At 38.0% G+C, this 13,703-nt stretch carries 9 protein-coding genes; 6 read left to right on the top strand and 3 right to left on the bottom strand.

Annotated elements, in window-relative coordinates:
- Positions 1 to 96 precede the first annotated feature (96 nt).
- Positions 97 to 1,626, top strand: a complete 1,530-nt coding sequence (locus DPX34_RS05080; protein ID WP_111977328.1) for a tryptophan halogenase family protein — start codon at positions 97 to 99, stop codon at positions 1,624 to 1,626.
- 437 nt (positions 1,627 to 2,063) lie between these two features.
- Here DPX34_RS05080 and DPX34_RS05075 read toward each other — a convergent pair whose 3' ends face one another.
- Positions 2,064 to 3,569 (bottom strand): UxaA family hydrolase, encoded by a 1,506-nt coding sequence (locus DPX34_RS05075; RefSeq protein WP_111977327.1) that lies wholly within the window; start codon positions 3,567 to 3,569, stop codon positions 2,064 to 2,066.
- A gap of 130 nt (positions 3,570 to 3,699) precedes the next feature.
- Here DPX34_RS05075 and DPX34_RS05070 point away from each other — a divergent pair, with 130 nt between their 5' ends.
- Entirely contained in the window at positions 3,700 to 4,050 is a 351-nt protein-coding gene (locus tag DPX34_RS05070) for an L-rhamnose mutarotase (RefSeq protein WP_111977326.1), read from the top strand.
- Positions 4,051 to 4,131: 81 nt separating this feature from the next.
- Here DPX34_RS05070 and DPX34_RS05065 read toward each other — a convergent pair whose 3' ends face one another.
- Entirely contained in the window at positions 4,132 to 4,932 is an 801-nt protein-coding gene (locus tag DPX34_RS05065; protein WP_111977325.1) for an alpha/beta hydrolase, read from the bottom strand.
- Between the two features lie 114 nt (positions 4,933 to 5,046).
- Positions 5,047 to 6,153 (bottom strand): Zn-dependent alcohol dehydrogenase, encoded by a 1,107-nt coding sequence (locus tag DPX34_RS05060; protein WP_111977324.1) that lies wholly within the window; start codon positions 6,151 to 6,153, stop codon positions 5,047 to 5,049.
- A 195-nt stretch (positions 6,154 to 6,348) separates the two neighbouring features.
- Here DPX34_RS05060 and DPX34_RS05055 point away from each other — a divergent pair, with 195 nt between their 5' ends.
- The 4 genes from DPX34_RS05055 (at position 6,349) to DPX34_RS05040 (ending at position 13,647) form a co-directional block, all read left to right on the top strand.
- Positions 6,349 to 7,218, top strand: coding sequence for an AraC family transcriptional regulator (locus DPX34_RS05055; RefSeq protein ID WP_111977323.1), 870 nt, complete (start codon positions 6,349 to 6,351; stop codon positions 7,216 to 7,218).
- A 92-nt stretch (positions 7,219 to 7,310) separates the two neighbouring features.
- Positions 7,311 to 9,908: a glycoside hydrolase family 2 TIM barrel-domain containing protein gene (locus tag DPX34_RS05050; protein WP_232824661.1), complete on the top strand. Its 2,598-nt coding sequence runs from the start codon at positions 7,311 to 7,313 to the stop codon at positions 9,906 to 9,908.
- A 244-nt stretch (positions 9,909 to 10,152) separates the two neighbouring features.
- Positions 10,153 to 11,091 carry a family 16 glycosylhydrolase gene (locus tag DPX34_RS05045; RefSeq protein WP_232824660.1) on the top strand — a complete coding sequence of 313 codons (939 nt, stop codon included), beginning with the start codon at positions 10,153 to 10,155 and terminating at the stop codon, positions 11,089 to 11,091.
- Between the two features lie 15 nt (positions 11,092 to 11,106).
- Entirely contained in the window at positions 11,107 to 13,647 is a 2,541-nt protein-coding gene (locus DPX34_RS05040; protein WP_111977321.1) for a glycoside hydrolase family 2 TIM barrel-domain containing protein, read from the top strand.
- Positions 13,648 to 13,703 lie beyond the last annotated feature (56 nt).

Below are 13,703 nucleotides of genomic sequence, written 5' to 3'. Positions count from 1 at the left end.
CTCGTAAATAGACGATAAAATCGGTATCTGGCGTTTGGTTAATAACTGCGGATTTATTGTCATTATTTGTGTGAATGTTTAAAAATGGAAACGGTTATGATTAACAAAAATAAAATTGCAATCACGATTGTGGGCGGTGGAACGGCAGGGTGGTTAACCGCCGCCATTTTGGCAAAAGGACTTGATAAGCAAAAGTATACGATCACCGTTATCGAGTCACCTGACATTCCAACAATTGGTGTAGGAGAGGCTACTATCCCGACAATTATTCAATTATTTGATTACTTAGGTTTACCTGAAGCCGATGTATTAAGCAAAATTGAGGGAACATATAAATATGGTATCCATTTTGAAAATTGGTCTCAAATAGGCGATCAATATATGCATGCTTTTGGCCAAGTGGGTACGCCATTAGAAAATATATCGTTTATGGATATATGGCTTAATTTTGCCGAAGAATTACAATTAAACAATCTAAATTCTTTTTCACCCACCGCGGTTGCAGCATACAACAATAGGTTTAGCCGATCGGCGCAACCCAAACAACTTCAACCCAATTGTTATTATCCATTGTCAGTTTTGCATTACGCGTTTCAGTTTGATGCAGGGCTATTAGCTAAAATTTTACAAGAGTTCGCGGTTGAACAAGGTGCTATATGGGTACAAGATACTGTTGAACAGGTCAATTTAGCCGTGAAAGGAGATATCGAATCCGTAAAATTAGCATCAGGTAAAAATAACCATGCGGATATCTTTGTGGACTGCTCTGGAACAAGAGGCCTATTAAATAAGCAAGCGCTTAAAGGTCACTTTGAAGAATGGAAATCATTTTTACCTTGTGATACCGCAATAGCGGTACAAACTTCAATTGACGAGCCCGTGTTACCTTATACAAAATCGATTGCGATGAACTCAGGGTGGCGTTGGCAGATACCGTTACGTAAACGAATGGGTAATGGATACGTTTTTTCATCTGAATTTATTGGCGCTGATAAAGCAGAACTTGAGTTTATGCAGTCACTTGAGTTACCAACAATCAATACCCCAAGAACAATTAAATTCCAAACAGGTTGTTTAGACAAGCCTTGGGATCGCAATAGTGTCGCGATAGGCCTGTCTGCCGGTTTTTTAGAACCGCTAGAATCAACCAGTATACACTTGATATACAAATACGCGATTAATCTAAAGAACGCCTTTGTTTATGGTAAAAAAGTTGAAGAAGAAGCTGACCTTTTTAATACAGAATACAAACAAGATTGTTTAGAAATCAGAGACTTTTTAATAGCACATTATCACCTAACTGACAGAGAAGACTCTGCATTCTGGCGATACTGTAAAAACATGAGCATTCCAGATAGTTTAAATGAAAAGCTTAGGCAATTTAAACAGACAGGGCATATCCAATTAAAACAAGGTTCGCTATTTGCTTTTGAAAGTTGGGCGCAATTGCTTGTTGGTCAAAAATATTTGAAATCCTACAAACAATTTAATAATCCGATCAAGGTGAATGGGCAAGTGGTGACAACAGAACAAGCACATGCCTTTTTAAGTCGGGTTCATCATGCGATACAACAAGAAATTATTAAATTACCTAGCCATACTGATTTTATAAAAAGTGGCTACTGAAGATAAACACGTCCTAGACATACTCTTTATTAGGAAGGGGTAATTCGGTTAAACGGGTACGAATTAATCTATTTGAACTTTAAGTTCAAGTATTAAAAGGGTGCTCATTTAATATATAGTCTTCTCGCTCAGGTTTTATGGTTCATTGTCAGCGCTTGCTCTCGACTTTGGCTCCTGCGTCGTTCTAACACCTAAATCCATTTAGGCGGCCCCAATCACATAGTAGAGCATATGCTCATGGGGTCTCGAAGCTTGCCTGCATGGATGCAGGTAAGGGGCGAGAGCAGGACGCGGTAGCTTTGACGGCTTTGCTTACATGGATGTCAGTACTTAGGTTTCGTCTGGAACTAGAAACCTGCCCCTAAAACCCGATCGCTTTGACTATAAATAAATGCAAAAAGAACACCAAAAAAATGGTTTTAGCTAGAATAAAAAAGTTACAAGGTCACGCCATTTTTCCAAATTGAAATCTCGCGGCTTTCATTGATTTCATTGTTGGTCAACTTACCCGACGCGACTTGTAATAAATAGTCAAATAACTCATCTGCACATTGATCGATATCAATATCAGAATCTAATATTTTACCGGCATTGAAGTCTATCCAATGAGGTTTCTTTTGGTATATACCTGAGTTAGATGATATTTTAACCGTGGGTACAGGGAAGCCAAGTGGCGTGCCTCGACCGGTAGTGAAAAGTACAATATTAGCGCCAGCAGCGGCTAAAGCAGTCGACGAGACAGCATCGTTGCCAGGCCCTTCAAGTAATGTTAAACCCGCTTTAAGAGAGGCATTTTCACCATAAGCAATGACTTCATTGACGGTGGCTTTACCGCCTTTTTGAATAGCACCAAGTGATTTTTCTTCTAACGTTGTTAAACCGCCTGCTTTATTACCCGGTGATGGGTTTTCATAAATAGGTTGATTATTATCAATAAAATATTGCTTAAAATTCTGTACTAAATCGACCGTTTGCTCAAAAATAGATTGGTTTGATGAACGATCCATAAGGACTTGTTCAGCGCCAAACATTTCAGGTGTTTCGGTTAAAATTACTCGACCACCAAATTGGGTTAACTTGTCTGATATACGGCCTACAACCGCATTAGCGGTTAAACCGCTAAAACCATCTGACCCTCCGCATTTCATACCTAATGCCAGTTTAGTCACCGGTTGGGTTGTGCGTTTATCAGTTTGCATGATGTTAAGTAACGCTTCTACTTGCGTAATACCATGCTCAATTTCATCATCAACTTGTTGTGAATTAAAATAACGAATTCTGTCTTCATCTAAACCTGTCGCTTCGGCTAATAACGTTGCGAGTTGATTGTTCTCGCATCCTAAACCAATAACGACCACACCGCCTGCGTTAGGGTGTTGCATTAAGCTAGCTAAAAGCTTACGCGTGTTAGACAAATCATCCCCCAGCTGTGAGCAACCAAAAGGATGTGTTAATGCAACAAAAGCATCGGCTTTATCACTATAACGACGCATACAAAGATCAGATATTCTCTTGGCAGCTTGGTTTACACAACCAACGGTATTGATGATCCAAATTTCATTCCTGATCCCAACTTTACCATTTTTACGCAAATAGCCTTCAAATGTTGGCGCTGCTTGTGGTTTTAATTCAGGCGGAATATACGCATTATATTGATACGATTCATCACCTGATAAATTAGTTTTTAAATTATGGCTGTGTATATGACAGCCAGCATTGATGGCTTGGGTTGCATGTCCTATGCTATAGCCGTATTTATAGATTGACTGTTCAGCCTCAATCGCAGTTATTGCCATTTTGTGGCCCGCAGGGATTTCTTCTTGTGTGGTTATATGTTGCCAAGGACTAGGCAGTTGTGTATTTGACGGAATAGTCTGGATAGCAACTAATACATTATCATCTGGATGAACTTGAATAACGGTTCTAATTTCTGAATGACTCATTACGGACCTATGAATTAATATAATGAAGTTTTGTTTAAATATGATAACCTAATTTTATATTTGTTTCACTTTCCTTTTGTTCTATTAAACGAGTAATGAACAAAAACCTGTTATTAGGAGATTTAATCCCATGCCCAAACGAATTTGTTTAGCCCTTGATCTTGTCAATGATGACGCACTAATTAAAGAATATATCGAGCATCATCAACCGCAAAATGCTTGGCCTCAAATCACTCAAAACATGCGTGAAAATGATATTTTGGATATGGAAATTTACCATGTTGGCGATCGATTATTTATGATCATGGAAGTCGGTGACAACTTCGATGCCAATAAAAAGGCAGAAACACCTATTGGTGTAGAGAAAGAAGAGGCATGGCAACAATTAATGTGGAAATTTCAAAAGGCGCTTCCGCAAGCAAAGCCTGGCGAGAAATGGGTCGAGATGCAAAAAATATATGATTTAAAAAATGCATTATAGGTATACCCAAGTGATTTAGGTATAAAAGGTAACCCGCTATGACTATATTAGCGGGCTATCGTTTTAACGATGTCGTTAGTGTTATTTTTCTTGTTCTATTTGAGCAAAAAAATCAAATGTTTTAAGCACATGTTCATGCCAATAATCCCAACTATGCTCACCCGTAAATGATTCAAACTTAAATTGAATACCTAAGTGTTTTAATGTTTCAGCAAACTTTAGGTTTCCTTCGTATAATACATCGTCCTGACCACAGTCAAAACGAATAGGCGGTAACGACTCTTTATTCGTTGTTAACCAATGGCTAATGCTCGCTTCGTTTGATTCCGCACAGGTATACTCATCGATTGACGTTTCCGTAAATAAACTGAGTTCGTTTATATCTGTGATCGAAGAATGTGCCGATATACCGCTAATTTTATCAGCATATTTACTGCCAAGTCTTAAAGCGCCGTATCCACCCATTGATAAACCGCTAATATAAACGGGACTATTTTCAGATACATTATCGACCGTTTTAATCACACTGTTGATAACATCATCCATGATCCATTGATCATAATTACCATTTTTAACCGTAGGTAAGTAACCTGAACCTTCATCAAAACCGCCATCTGAAGGCATCACGACAACAAATTCTGAATGGTTATTTTTAGCCCAATTATCGTAGGCTATATGTAAGCCGCCAAGGTGCATCCAAGCCCAGTGATTACCATAAACACCGTGTAGTAATATGATAATAGGCGCATCTTTTTTTTGAGCATTAACATTATAAATTGAAACATCATGGCGACGATTTAAATGTGAGGAATGAAGCGTTAATAATTGTGTGTTGTCGGCAGTGTATTTAGGATTAGACACTTCTAAACGTTTAACGGCCATGGATTATCTCCAAATTAAATAAGTATAATTATTCTGTTGACGGCGTAAATAAACCCAAGTGGTTTCTTTGTCTTAACTTAGGATTATTTACGCGTATTTTAATCATTAGCGGAGTTAATCAAAAACAACCACGCCTTTAGCAATACGGCCATTGAGTAAATCATCAAAGCCCTGAGCAATGTCTTCAATTGCATAAGTTTTAGTCACCAATTCATCAAGCTTTAAACTACCATTGGTGTATAAATCTAAAATACGGGGGAAATCACGTTCAGGGTTACACATGCCATAAAGTGGGTTTATATAGATTTTGTCCCATTCGAATAATTCGCAATCAAAATCAATACGCTGTTCTATACCGCTCACTTGTACTGCGGTGCCGGCACTGCGAATAAGGGTTAACGGTGCTGAACCAAGAGCAGGAATAGCCGTGCATTCAAAAGCATAATCGGCACCACGTCCGTCGGTTAAGGCTCGAACTTGTTCACGTACTTGAACAAAATCAAGATCATCTTTAGCGGCAATAATGCCATGTGTTGCACCAAAGAATTTTGCTTGTTCTAAGCGACTTTCGTTTATATCAATCGCAATGATTTTGGCTGCACCCGATAACTTGGCTGCTTGAATAGCGTTTAAACCCACGCCACCACAACCAATAATACAGGCCGAAGAACCCACCTTAACATTGGCTGCATTAACCACAGAACCCCAGCCGGTCATCACACCACAGCCAATTATCGAAGCTGATGCAAAAGGTATTTCATGGTTTAATTTAACCACGGCTGATTGCTTAACAACCGTATACTCACTCATCGTGCCTAAATGAAACGAACGCTCGATTGGGTTTTCATCTTGTTTTGTTGCTGCGGGGTGAGCATGGCCTTCAAGATCGCAACCGCAAACGGGTGAGTTAGTCTCGCAGATATGTAAATTACCTTCATTACATTGGAAACATTCTCCGCAAGGTATTGCCCAATTTAAAATGACTTTGTCGCCAACCGCAACTTTGCTAACTTTATCTCCCACAGCGGTAACAATACCGGCACCTTCATGCCCTACAATGAATTCTTTATTCCAATTTTGGATTGAATCCCAATCGGTGTGGCAAATACCCGATGCTTTAATGTTAACTTGGACTTCGTCGCTTGCAGGTAAACCGACTTCAACCGTTTTTAAGGTATATTGGCCTTGACCATCAGAAATAATAGCGCGAGATAATGTCATGATAAGTTCCTATATTTTTATCTATTTATATACCCTTATTCAATCATGGTTTGACTGTATAATCTGCAATATAAAAGCTAATAAATATCAGATATATGTACTAAACTGCCTGTATAAATGGTTTTAATAGTCAAATATAACAAGATTGTATAGTATCTTGGGTTTGGTGCTACTTTCATAATATAGGATAAGTTAATGGCAAAAATGAAAGTTTATTGCGAACCCTTTTGCATAGAGAAAGGCTATAACTTTGAAATTCATCATGTGAGTTACGCTGAAAGTGACCCGTATTCTTGCTTTATGCATTTTCATGAAGTGCATGAAATTATCGTTTTTGACGAGATAGAGGGTTCCTATTTTTACAGCCAAGGCGAATCGCAATTAATTGATAACGATATTGTATTTACGCCGACACTTGAAACGCATGATTTTGAACTCAGTGACAAAAAAAAATCTTGGTATATTGTGCAATTTTTACCAGATTTTTTTAAACAAAACGGACTCGAAAAAGAAGCCTCGTTTTTTTTACAAGGCATGCATTTAAGGTTGCCCGCAAAACACTTACTTGAAGTAAAACAACAAGTTGAGTGGTTAAAAAAAAGTTATGATGAAAACCCGCATAGTTTAAAAAGTAATACCCTTTTGAAATTATTATTAATTTGGTTAGCCGACTATGCAGAACCCGTAAAACCCCCACATACGCAACCCATTGCTTTAACGCAAAGCTACGAACGGCTATCGCCGGTTATTGAGCTTTTTAAGCATCAGCAGTCAGTCGATTTATCGTTAAGTCAAGTTGCTGAAATGTGCCATTTATCGCCTTCGTACTTTTCACGCTTGTTTAAATCCATTTTCAGATGTAATTATTCTGAGTATGTCATTAGGCATAAACTTTATAGTGCGGCACGGTTGTTAAGCCAAAGTGGGTTTTCAATAACCGATATTAGTTTTGAACTGCATTTTTCAAGCCCATCTCATTTTATTTCACTGTTTAAAAAGCAGTTTGGCGTCACACCTAAAAAATATAAAACTGAACTACAAACCAGAAATAATAATCAAAAATAACAAATATCTAACATTTTTAAACTTAAATGTTATCTTTTATATATTAATTAAGGGTTAAGGTTAATATATATTAAATTAGAAATTAAAATATTATGATTATAAAAAGAGACTCATGGTTAAGCCGTTCTTTATTTGCGTCGCTTAATAAATGGCAAAGACGTGTTTTACAGTTTTGTTTGTCTGTTGTTTTAATAGGGATGTGTGTTTTTAACTTAAACGCTAAAATTATCAGTGATTTTAATGAAAACTGGCTATTCACTTTAGATAAACAACAAGCGGCACACCAATTCAAATTTGACGATACAAATTGGCAACCGGTCGATTTACCGCATGACTGGGCTGTCGCATTACCTTACACAAAGGAAGGCGCGGCTAGCACAGGGTTTAAATTAGGCGGAATCGGTTGGTATCGTAAGTATTTTGAAGTAACGGAATCAGACTTACAAAAACAAATTTGGTTAGAATTTGATGGTATTTATAACAATTCTGAAATTTGGCTTAATGGCCATTATGTGGGCGGGCGACCAAACGGATATACAAGTTTTAATGTTGATATAAGCCCTTATATAAAAGCAAGTGAATCTAATGTGGTGAGTGTAAAAGTAGATCGCACTGCTTATGCTGATTCACGATGGTACACCGGCTCAGGTATATATCGCGATGTTAGAATCGTTAAAGCCAATAAAGTGTATATACCACAGTGGGGGATCCAAGTTAAAACACCTACAGTGAAAGTCGATAAAGCCCTAGTTGATATTAATATCGCGCTTAATGCGTTAAATAAGCAGGGCGATAACGCCATGCTTTTTATCGCACTCAAAGATATAAACAATAAAGTAGTTGCTAAAACACAACGTGAAATTCGCTTGCAATCGTCGCAATCGATTTCAGAACAATTAACGGTTAAATATCCGGCGTTATGGGATATTGACTCGCCCAATCTTTACACCGCTCATGTCACCATTACACACCAAAACCAAGAGATTGCCGCAGATCAAACACGTTTTGGTATTCGTTCTATCGAATTTGACCCTAAAAAAGGTTTCTTTTTAAATAACCGCCAAACCAAAATAAAAGGGGTGAACTTACATCATGATGCGGGTGCCATTGGCGTGGCGGTGCCCAAAAGTGTCTGGGCTTATCGTTTAGCCAAATTAAAGCAAATTGGTGTTAATGCTATCCGTATGTCGCATAACCCGCATTCACCTGATTTACTCGATTTGTGTGATGAAATGGGCTTTTTGGTTAATGCAGAATCGTTTGATGATTGGGATAGACCTAAAGGTAAAAGTAAAGCCTATCTAGGCGATAACAAAGCCACCGGTGCTTCTGCTCAATCTTATAGTGAGCATTTTAATGTATGGGCCGAGCGTGATTTAAAAGACTTAATCAAACGTGATTTTAATAATCCTTCAATTATTATGTGGAGCATTGGTAACGAAATAGAGTGGACCTATAAATACTACCCCCAGTCAGTATCACACCATGAAGATGGCACTAGTTATTACGAAGATGCGCCCGATTTTGATAAACAACGTATTATGGATAACATAAAAAAATTCAATCCAGACAAAGAAGACAATCTTGTTATCATTGCTAAACAATTATCAGGTTGGGTAAAAGATATTGATACGACTAGACCCGTTACAGCAGGGCTGACACATCCATCAGTGGGTTTTGCCACGGGTTATACTGACGCGCTTGATATCGTCGGTTTTAATTATCGTGCCGCCGCTTATCAAAAAGCTCACGAAACCTATCCTGATCAAGTTATCTATGGTTCAGAAAATTGGGGTGCCTGGCGTGAATGGCGCGATGTGGTTGATAAAGACTATATCGCCGGTATTTTTATATGGACCGGATTTGCGTACAAGGGTGAAGCTGGCCCATTACCTAGAATGGGCTTAGACATTTCGTTATTTGATTTTGCCGGTAATAAAACCCCGCGTGGTCATTTTTTTGAAACCCTATGGAACGATACACCAAAAACATACGTCGGCACCACATTAGCTAGTCAATCTGAATTTAGTTTTGATAAAACAAAAGGCTGGACATTTACACCGCGTAAATACCCAGATTATATTTGGGATAAGATCAGAATGTGGGAATGGTACGATATTAATGAATCTTGGCAATACAATGCACACGAACAAATAGTCGTGCAAAGCTATACAAATACAGAAGAAGTCGAATTATTTATTAATGGGCGTTCACAGGGTAAGTTAACGTTACTTGATTTTGATGATCGTGTGATTAAATGGCTTGTACCTTACCAAGCGGGTGAGTTAAAAGTGGTTGGTTATAATAAAGGAAAACCCGTAACGGAATCTATTATTAACACGCCAGATAAGTTAGCTAAAATTGAATTATCGGCTGATAAAAACAGCTTAACGCATAATGCTAACGATACTTTAATAGTGCATGCCGTATTAGTCGATCAACAGGGTAATCGACTAGCATTATCTGAAGACCAATTGCAGTTTATCGTTGATGATTCACTCCGGATCATTGGCGTAGATAACGGTTCTGAAAATAATATCCAAGACGTTTTAACCGACACATTAAACGTGAGCAAGGGTAGGGCGATAGCACATTTACAACTCACCGACACCGCCGATAATAAAACGGCTACGATCAAAGCCAAAGTGGGTGATATAACCTCAGACCCCTTGATCATCAATGTTAAGTAATAACGATATTCAAGTCACTTGAGTATAAACTTAAAACAACTAAAAATGAGGATGCTTGTTTTTAGTTGTTTTGCCTATTCTATTCATTTTTGAATCAGTTCACATCTGTGCTCACATCTGTGATTACACGTCAATCAGGATTGCATTTAATTCTATGTAATCATATATAAAATAATCATGGTTAATTTTTTGTTGATTATGTATATTGTTTACAATTAATGATATAAAGTATGTGGAGTTTATGATGAAAATTAAAATAGCAAGTATTATCACGACCGTTGGTTTATTAACTGCCTGTAACCATTTACAAAATAGTGAGACTCAAATAACGCAAGCCGCTGATTGGCAAGCTGTGCCGCTGCCGAGCGAGATTAGTGCGAGAGGTGAATGGCAATTGTTTGACGCGTTAAGTGACAGTTTTAATTATCAAGGTAAAACATCGCATTTTTATAACAAGTGGCATGACAATCATATTCGTGGATGGAAAGGCCCAGGCGCAACTTATTTTAGTGCCGAACACAGTGATGTTTTAGCGGGTAACTTGGTACTAACGGCGTCTCCGGTTCCAGAAGAACAACAAGGTAAAGTGATAGATTATGGCAATTTTAAAAGTCGTAAAACAATTTATACCGGTTTTGTAACGGCTAAACACACAATTGAGTACCCCATTTACATAGAAGCAAAATTAAAAACATCGAGCTTAGCGCTCGCGAATAATTTTTGGATGTTAAGTGATGATGATCGAAACGAAATTGATGTAACTGAAACCTATGGTGATAAGCCTAAAACCGTTTCGCATATGTCAACTAACTACCATATTTTTAAACGAGACCCAGTGACCAATGATTACTTAGAAGATTATGGTCATAAGCAAGGTTTTGCAGAAACACCTGATAAAGCGCATCTCGATGAAGATTTTCATCTGTTTGGTTTTTATTGGGCAAGTCCGACTGAAATGGAATTTTATTTAGATGGACGTAAAGTCCGCGATTTAAACACGTCTAATGATTTGAACGATCCCGACGGGTTATTTTTTGATCGCAGTATGCGCGTTATTTTCGACATGGAAGATCACGTATGGCGAGCAAGAAAAGGCATAACGCCAACCATTGAACAACTTAATAATAAACAAAAAAACAAAATGTACGTGGATTGGATCCGCGCTTACAAACCAATAAAATAAATAGGTAATATAAACATGATCAAATCTAAATATCTCATTGTGAGTCTATTGTGTTTTGGCTTACTCGCCTGTGGCGATCATGATCAAAAAACAACCACCGCTAAAAATCGGGTAGAAGCCAACTTTAACCATAATTGGCTATTTTCATTAAGTGATGACCCGTTTTATAGCCAAGTTCAATATAATGACAAAACTTGGCGCTCATTATCGGTACCACATGATTGGAGTGTTGAATTTGAATTTGATCAAGAAAAAGGTGACGGTGCAACGGGATATTTAGCCGGTGGCGTTGGTTGGTATCGTAAGCATTTTGCCACACCTAGCCAAGGCACAAGACACTACCTATATTTTGATGGTGTTTATAATCATGCCGATATTTGGATCAATGGTAAAAAATTAGGTAACCAAGTATACGGCTATACCCCTTTTTATTACGACTTAACCGAACATTTAAGTGATAAAGGCGGCAAAAATGTGATCGCGGTGCGGGTTGATCACTCTCGTTACATCGATAGCCGCTGGTATACGGGTTCAGGTATATATCGTGATGTTGAATTAATATCGACTCACGATACACATATACCCATATGGGGCACGTATTTAACGACGCCAGTGGTGGCTCAAAAACAATCTCAGGTCAATTTAAAAACTGAAATACAAAACAAACAAATGGCAGACGTGGCTGTTAATGTGGTTACACAAATAATGGATGCTGATAACAACACAGTAGCTCAGACAAGTAACAAGCAAACCATTAAAGCCAATATGCAAGCCAGCGTTGAGCAAAATTTAAACGTAGATAACGTTAAATTATGGGATTTAGCAACGCCTTATTTATACCAAGCAAAAACCCAAATATTAATAAATGACGTTATTGTAGATGAATACACAACGCCATTTGGTTTTAGAAATATAGAATACGATGCCGATAAAGGGTTTTTCTTAAATGGCCGCTCAGTAAAAATTAAAGGGGTAAACTTACATCACGATGCGGGTCTAGTGGGCACGGCAGTACCCGATGATGTATGGCGTCGTCGTTTAACAATACTTAAAGAAGCCGGTGTTAACGCCATACGAGTTGCGCACAATCCATCATCACAAGACTTTTTAGATATTTGTGATGAAATGGGGTTACTGGTACAAGCTGAAATATTTGACGAATGGGATAATCCAAAAGATAAACGACTAAACCAACAAGAGCGTCATAGTGATTACATTAGCCGAGGTTATGCCGATTACTTTCAAACGCATGCCGAGCAAGATTTAAAAGCCACAGTAAAACGAGACCGAAATCACCCTTCAGTGATTATGTGGAGCATAGGTAACGAAATTGAATGGACTTATCCACGTTACGCCAAAGCCACAGGCTATTTTGATATGAATGCCAGCGGTAATTATTTTTATAACCTACCATTTATCACCCCAGAAGAAATCTATAAACGCTTTCATGAAAGTGAAGAAGGCGAATATGTATTAGCTAAAACGGCTAAAAAGTTATCTAAATGGGTGAAATCGCTAGATACAACACGGCCTGTTACGGCAAACCTAATACTGCCTTCAGTGAGTCATATTAGTGGTTACACCGATGCGTTAGATGTTATTGGTTACAGTTATCGACGGGTAATTTATGATTACGGGCATCGATTATTCCCAGACAAAATGATCATGGGCACCGAGAATGTACCGCAATGGCACGAATGGAAAGCCGTAGAAGAACGAGAATTTATTGCCGGTACTTTTTTATGGACGGGTATAGATTATATGGGTGAAGCACATGCTCAATGGCCAAATAAAGCCACCCGAAGTGGTTTAATGGATGTAGCTGGGTTTAAAAAGCCTTCGTACCATATGTTTAAAACACTGTGGAATGATGAACCTCATGTTTATTTAACCACACAAACCCTGGCAAAATCACCTTACAAATTGGATGAAAACCAACAAATTGTCGAGAAAAAACCAGGTGCTTGGGAGCAATATGTTTGGTTTTGGCACGATGTAAATCATCACTGGAATTATGAAAAGGGTGAAAAAATTGCGGTCGAAGTTTATGCAAACTGCCCAGAAGTTGAACTGTTTTTAAATGATCAATCATTAGGCAAACAGCAATTAGCGCACTTTCCAGATAAAATTATAAAATGGGTTGTACCTTATTCAAAAGGCAACATAACCGTTAAAGGCACGCAAAACTGCACTGTGATGGACCAAATACACACAAGTGGTGAAGCAACACAAATTACATTAAATGCCGATAAAACAACAATAAACGCAGATGGAGAAAGTGTTGTTCATATCGAAGTAGAATTGCTTGATCAAAACAACCATGTCGCGCAATTAGACGATAAACAAATCGAGTTTGTAATTGAAGGTCCGGTTAAATTATTAGGTGTTGATAATGGTATGTATAACAATATACAGCGCTATCAAAATAACGTGATCACAACCGCTAAGGGTAAAGCATTGTTGATAATTCAATCTACGCTTAAGCCGGGTGAGATAAAGATTATGGCTAAAAGCGAAGGTATAAGTAATCAAACAATTAACATAACCAGTCGATAATCGAATAAAAAAAACGAATTGATAGGTCAATAACACGCAATTTTGACCTATCAAAT

The organism is Algibacillus agarilyticus, assembly GCF_003286125.1.
Taxonomy (GTDB): Bacteria; Pseudomonadota; Gammaproteobacteria; order Enterobacterales; family Alteromonadaceae; genus Algibacillus; species Algibacillus agarilyticus.
The sequence above is the reverse complement of the archived record's forward strand: the minus strand, read 5'-3'. Positions and strand labels throughout refer to the sequence as shown.